This is a genomic window from Saccharopolyspora aridisoli, from assembly GCF_004348445.1.
GTDB lineage: Bacteria > Actinomycetota > Actinomycetes > Mycobacteriales > Pseudonocardiaceae > Saccharopolyspora > Saccharopolyspora aridisoli.
On record NZ_SMKV01000029.1, the window covers coordinates 50,492 to 67,370 of the forward strand.

General features: G+C 69.2%; 17 protein-coding genes. 4 read left to right on the plus strand and 13 right to left on the minus strand.

Annotated features, from left to right (window positions below; all coding sequences use genetic code 11):
• The first annotated feature begins 163 nt into the window (after nucleotides 1-163).
• Nucleotides 164-862 (plus strand): sunset domain-containing protein, encoded by a 699-nt coding sequence (locus E1161_RS20375; protein ID WP_132625684.1) that lies wholly within the window; start codon nucleotides 164-166, stop codon nucleotides 860-862.
• 560 nt (nucleotides 863-1,422) lie between these two features.
• A complete protein-coding gene (locus E1161_RS20380; RefSeq protein WP_132625686.1) occupies nucleotides 1,423-1,911 on the plus strand; it encodes a DUF5994 family protein in 489 nt (162 codons plus the stop codon).
• A 14-nt stretch (nucleotides 1,912-1,925) separates the two neighbouring features.
• On the opposite strand, the gene E1161_RS20385 is transcribed toward E1161_RS20380, so the two are convergent.
• Complete coding sequence (locus E1161_RS20385; RefSeq protein WP_132625724.1) at nucleotides 1,926-2,960, minus strand: fatty acid desaturase family protein; 1,035 nt, start codon at nucleotides 2,958-2,960, stop codon at nucleotides 1,926-1,928.
• A gap of 506 nt (nucleotides 2,961-3,466) precedes the next feature.
• Complete coding sequence (locus E1161_RS20390) at nucleotides 3,467-3,985, minus strand: Asp23/Gls24 family envelope stress response protein (protein WP_235875173.1); 519 nt, start codon at nucleotides 3,983-3,985, stop codon at nucleotides 3,467-3,469.
• Between the two features lie 418 nt (nucleotides 3,986-4,403).
• Between E1161_RS20390 and E1161_RS20395 the strand changes: the two genes are divergently transcribed.
• Nucleotides 4,404-5,420 carry a TerC/Alx family metal homeostasis membrane protein gene (locus tag E1161_RS20395; protein WP_132625688.1) on the plus strand — a complete coding sequence of 339 codons (1,017 nt, stop codon included), beginning with the start codon at nucleotides 4,404-4,406 and terminating at the stop codon, nucleotides 5,418-5,420.
• A 399-nt stretch (nucleotides 5,421-5,819) separates the two neighbouring features.
• Here the strand turns inward: E1161_RS20395 and E1161_RS20400 are convergent, their stop codons facing one another.
• On the minus strand, nucleotides 5,820-6,239 hold the full coding sequence (locus E1161_RS20400; protein ID WP_132625690.1) for a hypothetical protein: 420 nt from the start codon (nucleotides 6,237-6,239) through the stop codon (nucleotides 5,820-5,822).
• A gap of 195 nt (nucleotides 6,240-6,434) precedes the next feature.
• On the opposite strand from E1161_RS20400, the gene E1161_RS20405 reads away from it, so the two are divergent.
• Nucleotides 6,435-7,025 (plus strand): TetR/AcrR family transcriptional regulator, encoded by a 591-nt coding sequence (locus E1161_RS20405; RefSeq protein WP_132625692.1) that lies wholly within the window; start codon nucleotides 6,435-6,437, stop codon nucleotides 7,023-7,025.
• Nucleotides 7,026-7,171: 146 nt separating this feature from the next.
• On the opposite strand, the gene E1161_RS20410 is transcribed toward E1161_RS20405, so the two are convergent.
• The 10 genes from E1161_RS20410 to E1161_RS20455 form a co-directional block, all read right to left on the minus strand.
• Nucleotides 7,172-8,248 carry a cation diffusion facilitator family transporter gene (locus E1161_RS20410; protein WP_132625694.1) on the minus strand — a complete coding sequence of 359 codons (1,077 nt, stop codon included), beginning with the start codon at nucleotides 8,246-8,248 and terminating at the stop codon, nucleotides 7,172-7,174.
• A 220-nt stretch (nucleotides 8,249-8,468) separates the two neighbouring features.
• On the minus strand, nucleotides 8,469-9,386 hold the full coding sequence (locus tag E1161_RS20415; RefSeq protein WP_132625696.1) for a zinc ribbon domain-containing protein: 918 nt from the start codon (nucleotides 9,384-9,386) through the stop codon (nucleotides 8,469-8,471).
• A 4-nt stretch (nucleotides 9,387-9,390) separates the two neighbouring features.
• Nucleotides 9,391-9,951: a phage tail protein gene (locus E1161_RS20420; RefSeq protein WP_132625698.1), complete on the minus strand. Its 561-nt coding sequence runs from the start codon at nucleotides 9,949-9,951 to the stop codon at nucleotides 9,391-9,393.
• Nucleotides 9,948-11,909 (minus strand): putative baseplate assembly protein, encoded by a 1,962-nt coding sequence (locus E1161_RS20425; protein ID WP_132625700.1) that lies wholly within the window; start codon nucleotides 11,907-11,909, stop codon nucleotides 9,948-9,950. Before E1161_RS20425 ends, E1161_RS20420 begins: the two co-directional genes overlap by 4 nt.
• Nucleotides 11,909-12,325, minus strand: coding sequence for a GPW/gp25 family protein (locus tag E1161_RS20430; protein ID WP_132625702.1), 417 nt, complete (start codon nucleotides 12,323-12,325; stop codon nucleotides 11,909-11,911). Before E1161_RS20430 ends, E1161_RS20425 begins: the two co-directional genes overlap by 1 nt.
• On the minus strand, nucleotides 12,322-12,633 hold the full coding sequence (locus E1161_RS20435) for a PAAR domain-containing protein (RefSeq protein WP_132625704.1): 312 nt from the start codon (nucleotides 12,631-12,633) through the stop codon (nucleotides 12,322-12,324). The genes E1161_RS20430 and E1161_RS20435 overlap by 4 nt, the downstream gene beginning before the upstream one ends.
• A gap of 16 nt (nucleotides 12,634-12,649) precedes the next feature.
• The gene (locus tag E1161_RS20440; RefSeq protein WP_132625706.1) at nucleotides 12,650-14,446 is read right to left on the minus strand and encodes a VgrG-related protein; all 1,797 of its coding nucleotides are present in this window, start codon (nucleotides 14,444-14,446) and stop codon (nucleotides 12,650-12,652) included.
• A complete protein-coding gene (locus E1161_RS20445) occupies nucleotides 14,446-15,159 on the minus strand; it encodes a CIS tube protein (protein ID WP_132625708.1) in 714 nt (237 codons plus the stop codon). The genes E1161_RS20440 and E1161_RS20445 overlap by 1 nt, the downstream gene beginning before the upstream one ends.
• Nucleotides 15,160-15,169: 10 nt before the next feature.
• Nucleotides 15,170-15,595, minus strand: a complete 426-nt coding sequence (locus E1161_RS20450) for a phage tail protein (protein WP_132625710.1) — start codon at nucleotides 15,593-15,595, stop codon at nucleotides 15,170-15,172.
• A 24-nt stretch (nucleotides 15,596-15,619) separates the two neighbouring features.
• The gene (locus E1161_RS20455) at nucleotides 15,620-15,853 is read right to left on the minus strand and encodes a hypothetical protein (protein ID WP_132625712.1); all 234 of its coding nucleotides are present in this window, start codon (nucleotides 15,851-15,853) and stop codon (nucleotides 15,620-15,622) included.
• Nucleotides 15,854-16,879: the final 1,026 nt, after the last annotated feature.

Here is a 16,879-nt window from a genome sequence, read left to right on the forward strand (position 1 = left end):
GCACGAGCACGGACGGGTGAGCTCCGGTGGCTGTGCGCGACAGGTGTGGTTAGAACGTTCGGCAGCCGATCATTTCACTCTTCAGGAGACCTAGGAGTGTTTCGTGCCGAAGTCAAGACACCGGGCGCCCACCGCCTGTTTGCGCCAATGGATCGTCTGGGGAGTGGCAGCGTTGCTGGTCGCCGCCGCATTCGCCTTCATCTCACCGCTCGGCGGCGGAACCCTGCCCGTCGTGTGGACCTTCCTGCACGTCCTGCTGTGCTTCGCGACCGGTTCGCTGGCCAACGCGATGTTCCTGTCCCGGCCGCTGCGGCAGGGAGGGCACATGGTCTTCCCCACGATCCGCGAGCCCGAGGCGATCGAACTGGCCCCGGACGAGCCGAAGAAATCCCTGGCCGCCCCGGTCGGCCCCCGCACCACGCGGTCCGAGGACGACGCTCCCGCTTTCACGTCCTTCAGCGACACCGACGGCACTCTTGAGGTCACGGTGCTGGTCTCCGGCAACGACGGATCCGATCAAGCGGGCGGCGAACTCGCCGGTGTCGGCCTAGCCGACCTCAGCGAGGAGTACGTCGTCGAAGGAATCCCGGTCCAGAAGACCGGCGAGGACATCGCCGAACCGAAAACCCACGCAGAAAAGGGAGGTTCGGCCCCCTACCCGGGCGCGGTGAAGGCGAAGCCGAACGGCCAGTCCCCGCGCAGCGGCTACCGGGTCAAGGGCAACACGCGGTCGAAGCGCTACCACACGATGCAGTCCCCCTACTACGAGCGCACCAAGGCCAGCGTCTGGTTCCGCTCCGCAGCAGACGCGGAACGAGCCGGCTTCTCGTCCTGGAACGCCGGAACGAAGTACTCGCTCTGAAACCCCTGTCAGGCGACGAGAACGGAATTGCCAACGTGGTTTGGGCGCGGAAAGCATCGTTGCTCAACGGCGTTCAGTGATCACAGGTGCGTTGCGGGATGTGCGGTCGTTGTTGGTGGCTCCTGCCGGGAAGTAGCTGCTCTTCTCCTTCCGCCGGACACCTCCCGGCCGTCCCAGCGCGAGACGCCGGGGACGGTCGGAACCGCTACGGGCGGGATCAGGCGGGAGGACGAGCTTGCCCTGGCGGTGGCAGCCCGATCGCCTCGACGAGGACGACGACTTCCGTGGGCGGCGGCTGGGGCGTGGGTGCCACAAGTCGTGAGCACGTCGGGATCGCCGAGGATCAGCCGGGTGATGACTCGGATGACCCTCTGGTTCTGGGCGGGAGGACCCCAGACATCCGGCACGTGCATCCGACCGCCGCCAATCTGCGCGAGCGCCCCTGATCAAGAACATTCGGCGTAGGCTGGGATCAACGAGGTTCCCGGCAACGTGAGCAGTCCAGCTCCACAGTCCCGGGGTCCGCACCGGCCGGTGATCGGCCGGGAGGGAATTTCACCATGGGACCCAAACAGCCGTTCCCGAGCACCGCTGCACGCATCACGCTCAAGCCGGAGATGAGCACGCGAGGATTCGTGGACGGGGCTTGGTGGCCGCGCTCGATGAATCCGGCAACCGAGTTCACGTCGCTGCTCACCGGGCTCGCCGCCACCACGGGGCCGATGAACCGGCTCGCCTACAACCTGACCGCCTGGGAGCCGGCTCCGCGGAAGCTCCGCGTCCAGGGGCGCCAGGTGCGCTTGGAAGGTTTCCACACGCTCGACAAGCACACGGTCAGCCTGACGGACCCGAGCGGGCACCGCATGGTCCTGCTGATCATCCCCACGGACACGACTGAACTCCGCGGGAACGCGCTCCTGACCAAGGTGTCCGACAAGGGCAGTGACGCCTCGCCGGACGCCCTGCTCGCGGATGTCCCGGAGCGCCCCGAGGAATCATCGGAAGCCCGTTGGGAGAGCGACGGCGGCCACCTCCTGATGGTCCGGTAGACCGGCTCGTCGGATCAGCACTGCTGCGACACCGACGGGTGCCGCAGTGGTGCGCCGACGGCGTGCAGGTGCCGCAGCACCAAGGCGTAGGAGCGGAACAGGCCGCACTGGCTGTACGACACCCCGCGACTGTTGCAGAACTCGTGCACCAGCTGTTGGGCGTGGCGCAGGTTCGGCCGCGGCATGCTGGGGAAGAGGTGGTGCTCGATCTGGTAGTTCAGGCCACCGAGCAGGAAGTCCACGAACCGGCCACCGCGAACGTTGCGGGAGGTGAGGACCTGCTTGCGCAGGTAGTCCAGCTTCTGTCCCGCCGACAGCATGGGCATGCCCTTGTGGTTGGGCGCGAAGGCGCAGCCCATGTACACGCCCCACAGCCCTTGGTGCACCGCGATGAACACCACCGCCTTGACCGGTGACAGCACCAGGAACACCACGGTCAGGTAGACCACCACGTGAGCGGCGAGCAGAACGGCTTCCAACCCGTGCGCCTTCACCTCCCGGTTGATCACGGCGCGGATGCTGTGGACGTGAAGGAGGATGCCCTCCAGTAGCAGGAGGGGGAAGAACAGGAACGCCTGGTACTTGACCATCCACCGGAGGACGCCGCGTTTGGTGCCGGACTGCTCGGCGGAGAACGCCAGCGCCGGGATCTCGATGTCGGGGTCGGCGTCCTCGTGGTTCGGGTTCGTGTGGTGGAGCCGGTGCTTCCCGATCCACCAGCCGTAGCTGATCCCCGTCATGCCCCCGTGAACGAGCCCCACCACGTCGTTGGCCCGCCGGGAGCGGAAGATCTGACGATGTCCGGCGTCATGCCCGATGAAGGCCAGTTGGGTGAACACTCCTGCCAGCACGACCGCGGTGACCACCTGCCACCAGGAATCACCCAGCAAGACGAACATCACCGCACCGACCGCCAGCATCACGCCGTTGACCGCCATCTTCGCCGCGTAGTAAGTGCGGCGGAGATCCAGCAGACCACGCTGCTTGACCAATCGAACCAGCTCGGAGAAGTCGCTGCCGTGCCCCGCGCTCGCACCGGCCGGGCGCATGTCGCCCGGTTCGCGCACGGTCTGCGCGACGTGCTCCGGCATTGCATCGAAGTTCATGATCGTCTCCCCACCACTCCCCAAAGCCGGGTTGCCGAGCAACCTCTGTGGTGTGCCAAAGACTATCGCTGGCCAGGAATTTCCGCAGGCGCCTGCTTTTCCGAAGGGCGTGCCGGGAACACGAGACCCTGCCCACATCCGCCACAGAAGTGTCACGGTGCCCGAACGGCCGCGGCACTCCAGTCATCGAGTTCGCTCCGAAACGCATGCGCCGCAGGCGTCGTCGTGCGCGGAGGAAGCTGCGTTGCCGGAACCAGAACCGGGTCAGCAGGCGCATCGAGTGCCAGCAGGTATGTCGCCGAGCCATCAAGCCGCCTGCGACGGCATAACGCCGCGAAGGCGGCGAACGGGCTGACCGGCGTTCCCGCGAAAGTGCCGGCGCGCCAGCCCGGTACGGCACCACGCTTCCTGCCCCGGGACCTGACTGGCCAGCGGCACAATCCCGTGGGCTAATCGACGCGCGTCGGTGCCGCCTGTTGTTGATCCTCTTCGTCGGGCAGGTGAACGTCGTTGACCGCGATGTTGACCTCGACCACGTCCAGTCCGGTCATGCGCTGCACTGCGGTGATGACGTTGCTTCGGACCGCCTGCGCGAGATCCATCAGCGCAGCGCCGTGCTCCACCACGATCTCCAGGTCGATGGCCGCCTGCGTTTCGCCGGCCTCCACGACCACTCCAGAGGTTCGCGAGGAACTCGCGCCTGGAACCCGTTCCCGGATCGAGCCGAACGCGCGCTCCATGCCACCGCCGACGGCGTAGACCCCGAAGACCTCTTCGGTGGTGATGCGTGCGATCTGCTGCACCACCGACGCGGCGATCGTTGTTCGACCCTTCTGGTCGTGTCCCGCCGGTGCGGACTCACGGCGACTGGCCTCCGCCCCACCGGGAGCAGTCGTGGACCAACCGGACTCGTCGCTGTCGATCTCCCTGCTGCGCGTTTCCCCAGGCCGCTCGACCACCGCTACCACGTCCCCTCATCTACCGAGGTCCTGTGCCCACACCCCATTAGAGGCGTGAGCACCACCGCGCGCATCGACCCGACACTCGGACGAGGGACATGCGCAGCATCAGCGTGCCTGCGCGGGTTCTCGCGATCAGCCCGGTGTCGAAGTCAGATCCCCGACTTCCACCGAAATCAGGGACCCGGCTTCCACTGGCGATGGGGGGTGCGCAGTGAGCCGGTAGAGGTGCTGTGCTGGTAGCGGCCGTTCTCGTCAGCCCGCTCAGGGCGAGCCGGTGATCCGTCACGCCTTCGGATGGCGGGCTCACCGACGGCGGCCGATACTGCGGTGGAGGGGAGTACTTCCCAAGCGCCTGCCTGGTCAGGACGGACATTCGCTGGTGTCCCCGGGAGGCCGCCCCGCGCGGGCGAAGGAGACCTCGGACGTGACGAGTTTCGAGGAGACGCCCGTGTCCGTTCTCGCCGCTTCATCGGATTCGATCGGTTCGCCCCTGCTGTGGGGCTCCAGCATCGCCGGACTGGTCGTCCTGGTGGTCGCGGACTTCCTGGTCACCCGCCGCCCGCACGCGGTCTCGATGCGCGAGGCCGTGGGCTGGTCGGTGTTCTACCTCGCGCTGCCGCTGGTGTTCGGCCTGGCGCTGTGGGCAGCCTTCGGCGGTGTGCAGGCGGTTGAGTTCATCACCGGATTCGTGGTGGAGAAGTCCCTGTCGGTGGACAACTTGTTCGTGTTCATGCTGTTGCTGGCCGGCTTCGCCGTACCGGCGGACGTGCAGCAGCGCGTGCTGCTCTTCGGGATCGTCGGCGCGCTGGTGCTGCGTGGTGTCTTCATCGCCGCTGGTGCTGCCCTGCTGCAGGCCGGCACCTGGGCGTTTCTGGTGTTCGGCGGAATCCTCTTCGTCACCGCGGTCAAGATCATGCACGAAGCGCTCACCGGGGCCGAGTTCGCACGCGACGTGTCGCAAATGCGTTCGGTACGAATGCTGCGGTGGGCGATGCCGGTCACCGATGACTACCACGGCACCCGGTTGACGGTCCGCGAGGGCGGACGGCGAGCACTGACGCCGTTCACGATCGTGGTCGTCGCGGTGTTCGCCACCGATGTGGTCTTCGCCGTCGATTCTGTTCCCGCTGTCTACGGGGTCACCGATGACCCCTACCTGGTGTTCGCGACCAACGCGTTCGCCCTGCTGGGCCTTCGCGCCCTGTACTTCGTGCTCCACGCCGCCCTGGCCAAGCTCACCTACCTCAACCACGGCCTCGCGATCATCCTCGCGTTCATCGGCGTGAAACTGGTGCTGCACTGGGCCCACGGTATTTGGCCCGCAGTGCCCGAGATCCCCACCCCGATTTCCCTCGGCGTCATCGTGCTGATCTTGGCAACCGTCACGCTGACGAGCCTGCGCGTCCGCAGCGACACCGAGAAATCCGCACCCGGGAGCTGACCATGCTCACCGAAACCCTCACCGAACTCGGCGCTACCGCACTCATCCTGGCGGCGCTGGTGATCACCTGCGCCGTCTTCCTGGACGCCCGCCCGCCAAGGGGGCCACACAGGTGACGAGCACACCTCTTCCGCAGCTCGCCGCGGCGACGAGGCTCGTCACTGGTGAGCGGGTGCAGTAGCAGGCGTGCCCGGCTGCTGCAGCCAGGACTCCGCGAGCGTCCCGCGTCGAAACCGGTGTCGCCGATCAGCCCCACTTCCAACGCTAACGGAGGCGGCATCCGGTCAAGGGGACGTCGTGAGCCCGCGCTCACGCTCGCGACTCCAGCCCGTCGGGTGGCAGGTGCAGGGGTCAGCGGGTGTGGGCGGTGCCGAAGAGCTCCACGCCCGTCCTGGTTGTTCACGCAGCCAGGAGGCCGATTCCCAGGGTGACCACGCCTGCGCCGAGCGAGAGCGAGCCCAACCAGACCAACGAGATCAACTTGTTCGGTCGCGTCACCTCGCCGCGCCCCATCGACGAGAAGAAGAACCCAGCTGAGATGAGCGCGGCCGACGCCGGGACCCCGATCCGGGCTATCCACCCCCACACGCCCTGCAGGTCGGCCAGGTCGGTGAGCACCAGCGTCACCAAGCTCAACGTGACGAGCACGCCGGCGTGTGCGTGACCGGCGCGCGCGAAGTTCTTCTGGAACGCGGTCATCGGTACCTTGCCGCGGACCACCCGGGTCATGAACCACCCGCCGAACTCGATTCCCACGACTGTCAGCAGTGCGAATCCGGCGATGTATCGCGACGCGTCGGTGAGTTCCAGACCTTGCACAACCGCTCCTCAGGTTTGGTGACAGCGCTGCGCGGCTGGGGGCCAACTCGCGCCGCCGTGCTGATTGCATCGTTCTGTAACAGTTTTATGTAACAACGTTTCGAGTATGTGGTCAACATGCGCAGTTATTTTCGGAGGGTGCAGGTACCGATCCGTGTCGGTGTTGCGAAACGAGGTTTTGGTAAAGTTCTGCTGATGGGACGGAAGAAGGTGTACGACGAGACGCTGCGGCTGCGGCTGCTCGATCGCGCAGGTGAGCTCTTGACCGAGGGCGGGAGCGACGCCCTCAGCCTGCGCGATCTCGCCACGTCCGCAGGTACCTCGACCAGCGCGGTGTACTCGTTGTTCGGTGGGAAGCCCGATCTGCTGCGCGCGCTGTACATCGAGGGGTTCCGCCGCCTGAGCCGACGACTCCGATCTGTCGATCCGGATCCCGACCCGGTCGAAGACCTGGTGCGGCTGGCTCACGCATACCGCTCCAGCGCGCTAGCCGACCCGAACTACTACCGGGCGATTTTCGGTCGTCACCACGATGACCAGGACGAGGAGCTCGCCAACGCCGGTGCCAGTGCTTTCGAGCCGTTGCTGGAGGCTGTGCAACGCGGGATCAGGGAGGGCGAGCTCGTCGACGAGGACCCCATGGCGATCGCCTCGGCGTTGTGGGCGCTGGTGCACGGTCTCGTCACCCTGGAGCTGAGCGACTTGCTCCGGCATGAGGCGGATGGCTTCGATTACGCCGCACGAGCGGCACTGCGCGGATGGCGAACGGGAACCGCCACGCGATGAGCCGAGAGCGGGTCGCGCTCCGCGCGGCGCGATGCCGGTGACCGCACGAATCGCGAAGGACTCTCCGCAGCGGACTCCTCGCGTGCACGCATGAGCACGTCGCATGTCGGAGGGGGAGGCGATCCGAGCGCCGACGAGCTCCGCTGCTATCCCAGGGCGGCTGTTGTTCGGTGGTGGCGGAGGGCGTCGTGCTCGGCGGCGCCGTGGTGTCCGTGCGGGTGGGCGTGGATGAGCGCCCGGGACAGGCGGGGCAACGCGTGGAGCAGGCGGTGCTCCGCGTCGTGGGCGATGGTGTGGGCCTGCGACAGCGTGAGGTCGTGGTCGACGTCGAGCTCGGCCTCCGCGGTGAGGGAGTGGCCGACCCATCGCATGCGAACCCCGGTGACCGCCCGGACGCCGTCGGTGGCGGCGAGGGTTTCCTCGGCCTGGTCGACGAGCTGCGGATCGATCGCGTCGAGCAGCCGGGCGCAGACCTCCTTGGCCGCGCCCCACAGCACGGACGTGATCGCCACCGTGATCGCCAAACCGACGACCGGATCGGCCCACTGCCAGCCCATCCACGCGCCGCCGGCGGACAGGAGAACGGCCAGGCTCGTGAACCCGTCGGTGCGCGCGTGCAGCCCGTCGGCGACCAGGGCGGCGGAGCCGATCCTGCGGCCGACGGTGATCCGGTAGCGGGCCGCGATCTCGTTCCCGGCGAATCCGATCAACCCGGCCGCGGCCACCCAGCCGATGTTGCTCATCTCCCGGGGCTCGATCAAGCGGTTGAGCGCCTCCCAGCCGGCGTACGCGGCCGATGCCGCCATGATCACCAGGATGATGAGGCCGGCGATGTCCTCGGCGCGCCCGAGCCCGTAGGTGAACCGTCGAGTCGCCGCACGGCGTCCCAGCACGAACGCGACCGCCAGGGGGACCGCCGTCAACGCATCCGCGAAGTTGTGCAGGGTGTCGCCCAGCAGCGCGACCGACCCGGTGAAGCTGACGATGACCACCTGGAAGACGGCGGTGATCATCAGGCCCGCGAAGGAGATCCACAGCGCTCGCATGCCCTGCTCGCTGGCTTCGAGGGTGTTGTCGACGATCTCCGTGCTTTCGTGGCTGTGCGGTGTGACCACGTGCTTGAGCTGCGCCCACAGCCGCGATCCGCGCGGTTCCCCGTGCCCGTGCCCGTGCCCGTGGCCGTGGCCGTGGCCGTGGTCGTGCGTGGAGGGAGGCCGACTCATCGCTACTCCTGCCTCGTGATGGGTTGCCCCACGGTATGTGCCCACGTGCGCGCGCGACAACGTCGCAGCTGCGCATCCGAGGCAACTGAGAAGGAGGGGCGCTCGCCAGGAGGTGGCCGAATTCTGTTTCCGCCGCGGCGATTCCGGGTACGCGCTCACCCGCGGGAGGCGAGGACCCGCGTTCCCGCGCGGGCCCTCGATCCGAACGTCGCGACGGGGTTCAGGCGCGTGCGAAGAACTCGACCAGTGACATCGCGACGTGCTTGCCCTCGGTCAGCCCGGTGGCCGATCGGATCACGATGCGGACCCGCGTGACGTCGCTGGCTCCGATGTCGATCTGCCGCTGGGCCGGTTGGTCGACGAGGTCGGCGTGCACCGTCCGGGTCCTGCCGTTGGCGTGGGTGATGATGATGTCCAGCCGCGTGGGCCGGGCCTGCGTGGCGAACGCGTCCGGCTTCGTCGACGGGCCGATGTGCACGAGCATGCCCACCAACCGGAAGGGCTTGTCGAACTGGAAGTCGGCCCACGCTTCGGGACCCGGCGCGCCCCAGTAGACGTCGGTGCGCACGTCGGCGAGGTTCGCGGCGGGATGGCCGGGCACCGCCGAGCTGGCCGTGACGGTCGCCGGTCGGACGGGGGCCGCATCGGAGACCTTGTCCAGCACGTCCTGGACGGCGGCCTTGCCGAGCGGGTAGAGCAGCAGCGCGCCGACCACCAGCAGGATCAGGGCTCCGAGGATCACCAGGCGTCGCCAGAGCTTGTGCCGGTCGGTGTTCCAGAGGCCCCGGCGGCGCCCTTGTCGCGCGGTCGGCTGGGCGGCCTCGACCAGCGGTCTGGCGCAGCGTCGGCAGAACCGGCGACCGGGTGGGTTGGGGGTCGAGCACGAAGGGCACGGCGGACCGTCCGGGACGTTCTCCTCGACGGGCGCGGCCGATTCCGGGCGCGGTGACACAGGTTTGGCGGGTTGCACGGCCTCGGGCTGCTCCGGCTCCGAGATCCGGATCCGCCGCGTGGGTGCTTCCGATGCGGGCGGAGCCGCGTCTCCGGCATCGGACTCCCAACCCAAGTAGGTGCCGCAGGTTCCGCAGAAGTCGTCGTCGCGGGAGACCTGCGAACCGCACGTCGCGCAGGAGCGCATCGTGCTACCTCCTCTGCTGCTGTGGTGGACCGGCCAGTACTTCGACGCTGCAGGTGACGTGCACCGGTCGCACCGAGTCGACCAGCGCGGTGACGCGTTGCCGGTCGACAGCCGACCGGCCCGGCCAGACCTGGACCACGACCTGACCACCCGCCGTGCCGGGAAGGGCGGTGCCGGGCCGCGCGGACCACGCCGCGCCCGCGCCGTCGAGCACGCGGGCGTGCACGCCCGCGCACAGCCGCAGCAGGTCGACCAGGCCGCGTGCGGTGCCCCTCCGCCGGTGCAGCTCGACCGCGCGCAGCAGCACCGCTCGCCGCAGGCCCAGCGGCCACGCCGGGTCGAGTTCGACCGCGACCCACTGCGCCAGCCGCGACGCGAAGTCCTCCGGCGTCACCCGCGGGTCGAAGTAGTGCGCAAGGTTGTCCAGAGTGGACAGGATCGGAGCCAGGACGGTGTCCAGGCCCGCCGTGAACCGCTGGGCGAGGTCGTCACCCGTGTACATCGCGGGGAGCAGGTCGCCGATCGGGTAGCGGCTGGGCAGACCGGGAATGGCGTGCCGGCTCATCGCGGTGCCGCGCTGGTGCCGGTGGAGCGGACCACGACCTGGTGCTGGTGGGAGAAGGCCAGCGCGTGCTCGGCCAGCTCGACCCGCTCCACCGGTGATCCGCGCTGACCGGTGATCGGATCGGCCGGGAACAGCCGGACCTCGTCGATCAGCTCGGCTCCGTCGACCTGCTGCAGCACCGCGAACACCTCGCCGAGCTGCACAGGTCGCCCGAACGGCCAGCCGGTGCCGTCGGCGCCGCCGCGCAGCGGGTTGAGGTAGCGGTGCAGGGCGGCCAGGGCGTCCCGCTGGACCCGGTTGAGGTCCGACTCCGCCGTGCTCATCCGGGCCACGACCGTGATCCCTTGGAAGAAGGGCGGTTCCACGATCAACCGGGTGCCCAGGAGGCGGCGTTCGTCCAGCCGCGCGGCGATGGTGGACAGCAGCTGCTCGGACGGGATGAGCTGCTCGAACCGCAGCTGATCGCCGGTGTCGGCGACCGCGTCCGGCACGACCAGCACCCGCGCCGCACCCGGTTCGTCGGCAGCCGGCAGGCACCGGATCCGGGCGGCCGCCGGTGCCGCCTGCCGCGCGATCTGCTCGTAGTCGCCGGCTGTCACCGCGCGCTCCTGCACGCGGAGCTGGTGCGGTGCGCGCACTTTCGCCTCCGACACCGTTTCCCCGTCGACCCCGCCGGTCGCCGCCTCGCGGTTCTCGACGCTGGAGACGTAGGGCACGGAACTGCGCAGCACCGAGATCGTCCCCCGGGCGACGTTGCCCGCGCGGCCACCACCCGTCCGGTACTTCGGGACCCTGAGCTGGGCGCCCTTCGGAGGCACCGCGCCGTGGAGGTGCAGGGTGCCGTCCGGTGCGCGCACCGCGGGCGGGAAGCCGAACTCGCCGTTGGTCGCGTCGAGCGTGACGTGCCGATCGGCCGGGCCGGACTCGCCGAAGTGCTCCACGACCTGCCAGTCCTGCCACCCCTCACCGGCGGAGACCTGCACGACGGGCGGTTCGCCGTCGGTCAGCACGGGCGCCCGGTCCAGCCGGAATCGTTGCCCCGCAACACCGGCCGACTCACCCAGCGGTACGTCGGTGAGGGTTTCGGCGTGCTCGACAGCGGTGATGCCACCGACCGTGAACGCCTCGGCCACCCGCACCGTCGGCGACTCCGAGTAGAAGGGCTGGCCCTCGGCCGGTGCGATCACCCGGCAGCGCAACCAACCGGCCTGCACCCCGGCGACCGCCGAGGCGGCGTGCCCGGCCGGGACGTGCACCAGCACCTCGCCGGGACGGTTGAGCCCGCCCGTGGAATCGTCGAACACCGCGCACTCGGTCCAGCGCATCCCGTCCCACGACTCCCACATCAGCGGAGGTTGCCGCGGATCGACGCCGATGCCTTCGACCTGGCTGTCCAGCCGCAGCGCGATCACGCAGCGCGGGACGGCGTTGGTCAGGCCGAACAGCATGGCATCGCCGACGGCGGGTTCCGCCTGGAAGCACGGCACGTCCTTGCCCAGGTCCAGGTCCTTGGTGCGGTTCGCCTGCTCGCCCGCAGCGGAGATCGTCACCAGCGCCTTCAACTCGCAGGGCACGATGGGCAGGTCCTCGGTGGTGCCGAAGACGACGGCGTCGCCGGTCTCCGAACGCGCCGTGGCGACCTCGGTCCCGCTCGGCAGCAGCACCGTTTCCGGCTGAGCGGCCGACAGCCAGAACGTCACGTCGGCGCGAGCCGCCGCGGGCGGGAACAGCGCAACGCCCAGCAGGTCGAGGAAGGCCAGGTAGTTCTTCTCCGGCACCCGGTTGAGCCGGTAGATGAGCTGGTCCACCATGTGCGCGAACGTCTCGATGAGGGTGACGCCGGGGTCGGAGACGTTGTGGTCGGTCCACTCCGGCGCGCGCTGCTGCACGTAGCGCTTGGCCTCGTCGACGAGCTGCTGGAACCGTCGATCGTCCAGGTTCGGCGTGGGCAGTGCCATCAGTCGGCGTCTCCGGGTTCATCGCTGTGCGGGATCGTGTAGAAGGGGAAGACGAGGTTCCGGCGGTCGTTGGTGGCGCGCAGCGCGTAGTGCACGTCGATGTAGAGCACCCCGTCGTCGACGGTGTCGAAGGCGATCACCACGTCCTCCACCTCGATCCGGGGCTCCCAGCGCAGCAGCGCCGCCCGGACCTCGTAGGCGATGAGGCCCGCTGTGGCGCCGTCGTTCGGCGCGAAGACGTGGTCGTGGATGCCGCAACCGAACTCCGGGCGCATCGGGCGCTCGCCCGGTGCGGTGCCCAGCACCAGCCGGATCGCCTCCTCGATCTCCTGCTCCCGCTCGACCATCCCGATGCCGCCGGTGGCGTCCACGCGCAGCGGGAACCCCCACCCGCGCCCGATGAACCGGTCGCTCACAGCGGGCCCCCGATCAGCACGTTCGGCGCTCCCATCACGACGGCGGCGCCGCAACTGGTCTTGTCACCGACGCGGGCCGCGGGCAGACCGCCGATGAGCACCACGCCGGAGGTCGGCGGACCGGGCAGCAGCACGTTGCCCGAGCTCAGCGCCGCGTGCACCGGGTCGGGGCACAGGTGCTGACTTCCCGTCACCGCAGCGGGTTTCCCGCCGATGAGCACGGAGGCCACGGCGACGGCGTTGGCCCGGGGAGGGCCGACGGTCCCGCCGTGGGCGGTCGGGTCGCCGAGTCGGGCGGCAGGTGGCATCGGGCAACTCCTCGTTCTAGTTGATGCGGACCAGGCGGCCCTGCAGCGTCGCCGTCGCGCCGCCGTCGATCCCCACGCTGGTGCGCCCCTTGACCGACACCGACGTCGTGGCGTCGATCGACACGGACCTGCCGGAGAGGGTGAGGTCGCCGTTGCCCGCGTCCAGGGTGATCCCGCGGTCGGTGAGCGACACCGAGCTCAGCACCCGCGTCCCGCCCGGGGCGCGCACGCTGATGTCGATGGTCTTCTTCTGCTCGTCGATCCGGATGTCCAGCCGCTCGTCGCCGCTGGCGAGGTGGACGCCCGGTGAGCGGGTCGCGGAATCGATCAGCTCCAGCCGGTGGCCCTTGCGGGAGACCAACGAGCGCCGGTTGACCTTGCCGCTGGTCCGGTCGACCAGCGGAACGGCGTGCCGGGACGGCTTGTCGGTGCCGTTGTAGAGGCCGCCGAGCACGTAGGGGTGGTCGAGGCTGCCCTGCTCGAAACCGACCAGGACCTCGTCGTTGACGTCCGGGCTGAACACCCCGCCGCCCTGGCCGCCCAGCTGCACGGTGCGGACCCAGTCGGTCACGTAGTCGTCGGAGAGCCACGGGAACTTGAGCTTGACCCAACCGCGCTCGGACTTCCCGGGCTCCTTGATGTCGGTGACGATCCCGGTGGCCAGGCCCGGGATCCGAGGCCCTCGGTCCGGTGCGTTGGCGCCGGTGGCAAGCCCGGTCAGCGACCGGTCGGGGGAGGCGCTGACCAGCACCGTCGTGCGGTATCCCTGGCCCGGCTCCAGGACGTGGTGCACCGCCGTGGCCGTGTACTTGCCGGAGAAATCCTTGCCGACGTTGCCCAGCGCGATCGGCACGCCCGCGCGCAGTTCGGGATTGCCCTCGGCGACCGCCTCGATCTCCCCGAACCCGGCCCGCATCGACGCCGCCAGCGAGCGCGCCGTCTCCTTCGCCTCGGCCTGCGTCCCGTAGGGCACGTCGGTGACCAGCAGCCGGGACTTCTTGCCGAACTTCTTCGTCGCCTTCGACGGCGTGAGCCCTGGTCGCACGACGTCGCTGGTGGTGGGGGATTCCTCGGCCACGAGGGGTGTGCGGGTGTTGACGTCCCAGCCCCGCACCTCGACGGTGTCGACCTGGTCCGCGGCGGTCAGCGCGGCCCGCAGCGCCATCAGGTTGCGGCCGTACTCCAGCACGAACGGGCTCCTGGTCGCCGAGGTCGTCGGCGAGGGCGCGCCGGAGGCGGGCTTGAGCTCGGTGAAGTTCAGGCGCCCCTTGCCGTCCACGCGCACCGCGGCGCCGTGCTCCTGGGCGAGGTTCTGCAGGAACTCCCAGTCCGACACGTTGGCCTGGGACAGCTGCTTGTAGGTGATCGGCTTGGCCTTGATCCGCCCGGGCCGCAACCCGGCCCCGGTGGCGACCTTCCGCACGATCGCGGCCGCGCTCATGTTCCGGAACGCCACGACCTTGCGGCCCCGCATCAGCCGGTGAGCCTTGCTCATCGCCCGGACCACGGTGAACGAACCCGTCCCGTCGGAGTCCAGCTCCAGCGCCGTGACCTCGCCGGCGAAGATCTCCTTCTGGGCCGTGCTGCCGGTCGTCATGACCGACACCGTCAGCTCGGAACCGATGCTGACCCCGGTCGCGGACAGCAGCTCGTGGTTCGGGTCGCGGAAGACCAGCGTGGCCGCGTCGGGCAGCCCGACGTTCTCGTCCACCACGCAGCTGGTCAGCTGCTGCTGCCAGGCCGCGGGAAGCGGGCCCGGGATCGCCACGATGGGATCGGCCGCGACCGACCGCCCCGAGCTGTCGTTGCCCATCAGGAACCGTCCTGTCCGTCGTCGAGGGCGGGCACCAGCAGCTCGATGCCGGGCGCCAGGATCATGGGGTCGTCGATGTCGTTGGCCTCGGCGATCACGCGCCAACCGGTGGCGTCGCCGTACTCCTGCCACGCGATCTGGGGGAGGCTGTCGCCGACGACCACCCGGTGCGTGCGGCGGGCGTTGTCGGAGCCCGACGTCGGGTTCTGCCCGGGCGTCTCGGTTCCGGCCTCCTCGATGCCCAGCGAGCACGTCGCGCGCAGCGGCTTGCCGTCGACGTCGAACAGCGAGTACTCCACCGAGAAGCTGGACAGCACGCCGTTGAACGAGGTCGTCTTCGCGGTGCCCCACTCGAAGCGGACCCACGGGCTGGCCGGCTTCTTGGCGCGCAGGCTCTTCGGTGTGGGCACGCAGGCGACCATGAGGTCCTCGACCTTCTTCTCCACCGAGCTGTCGTGCTTGTCGGTGGCGTCGAGGAACACCTCCAGGGTCAGCGAACGCGGTCCGCTGCCGACGAATTCGGGCGTCCCGGACTCGCTGGCCATCCGGGTGGGGTTGCGCCGCCACTCGGTGCTCTTGGTGAGGCTGAGCCGGTTCGGGTTGAACTGGAACCGGACCTCCTTGATCTTCGCGCCCGGCTTCGCGCCGACCTTCGCGGGCGGTTCCATGATCAGCAGCCGGGCGCGGGCGAGGTTTCGACCTGGTGCGGCCATCGGAGCCTCCTCACACCGCTCGCAGGCCCTCGTGGGCGATTTCCAAGGTTTCCACCGCGGCCTGCGCGGTGGCCGGGTCGAACGACGGCCCCTGCCAGCTGACCGGGATGATGCCCAGGACCTGCCACCGGGCGAGCGGCGTGCGGTCCGGCTTGAGCGCGACGATCTCGCCGTTCTTGCGCTCGACGCGCCGGATGATCTCGTTCAGCCAGCGCGAGATCTTGGTGGTGTCGCTGGTGACCGGCCGCGTCAGCGTGATGTTGGACCAGGTGATGCGGGTGGGCAGCTGCCAGGTGAAGCCGTTGTTGCCGCCCTCGGTGAACTGCTCCACCTCGACCTGGGCGCCGAGCCCCGAGCAGGTGTGGAAGGCGCCCAGGTCGTCGCCCCCGATGGCCAGGCGGAAGAACACGCTGGAGGCGAAGATCTCCTGCGACATCGACATCACTCCTTCCCGGAGGTGCTAGCGGCGGCGGTCGTGCAGGCGCCCGATCCGTTCCCGGCCCTGGCGGAACTCGGCGCGCAGCAACCGGCTCACCGGTTCGACGAGCTTGCGCGCGAGTTCGTCGGTGTCGGGCTGACCAGCGGATTTCTCCTCGCCCTGGCTGTTCTCCTGCTTCGCCTCGGCCGGCTGCGCCTCGCGCTGGACGACCGTGACCGGGACTCCCGCAGGAACACCGGGGATCGAGTTCGACACCGACGGCGAAGCCGTCGCGGATCGCGCTCGCGCACCCGCGCGTTGCACGGCAGGCCCTGCCGACGTGCGGCTCTCGCCCCCACCCGGACCGGCAACGCCCGCGGCGGCTGCGACGGCCGCTCCGGGTGCTGCGGCGACGAGATCACCGGTGCCCGTCGGCGGAGCGACGGATGCAGCCGAGACGCGGACGGCTGGACCCTGATTGCTGCCGTATTCCGCGGGTACCCGGAATACCGCCGTATTCGGGTCCCGGAATACCGCAGTATTCGGGTGTCTGATTACGGCCGTATTCGGGGACCGGACGGTGGTGCTTCGCTGTACGTGCGGTGTGCTGGTGGTGGGGGGAGTGGGTTGTTTCCGGTGCATCTGGGCCACTGGGGGTGAGGTCGGGTGTTGTGGGGTGCGGGTGGTTGCTGAGTCCGGGTGGTCGCTGGTGCGGACTGGGAGTGGGCTCATCGGGAGGAGTGGGCGGACGCGTTGCACGGGTGTGTCGGGGGTGGGTTGCGACAGCGGTTCCGGCCCGATGTGGAGTGGTGTGGGGGTGTGGGGTGACGTCTGCCGTTGGACTGTGGTGGGTGTGACCGGACTCGATTCCGGGAACCGCGCCGGGTCCCGCCTCTGCGCGGTGTGGGGTTTCCCCGGATCGCGGATCTCGGTCGGGTTCTGCGGTGTGGTGTGAGGTGCGGCTGTGGTGACGGGCAGTGGATCAGCTGGGGTCATTTCCCCTACGGCTGCTGCGTTTTCACCGGAACCGGTGGTGTTCGAAATCGCCATCCGTTGTACTGCGGAGGAGCTTTGGATCAGCGGCGCGACCGGGGGAGTGGGATTCGGCGTCGGGGCGGTGAACTCCAGCGGCGTCGTACCCGGGGTGTCGGTGGCGTGGGTTGCACGAGGAGCGGCGCCACTGTTCGGTGCCAGGCCTGCATCCGGGCGATTCCGCTGGTGTGAGCTGCTGGGCTCGCTCGCTTGGTGCAGCACCTGTCTCTTATACACACTGACGCTGCCGACGATCTTACGCGTGTAGAT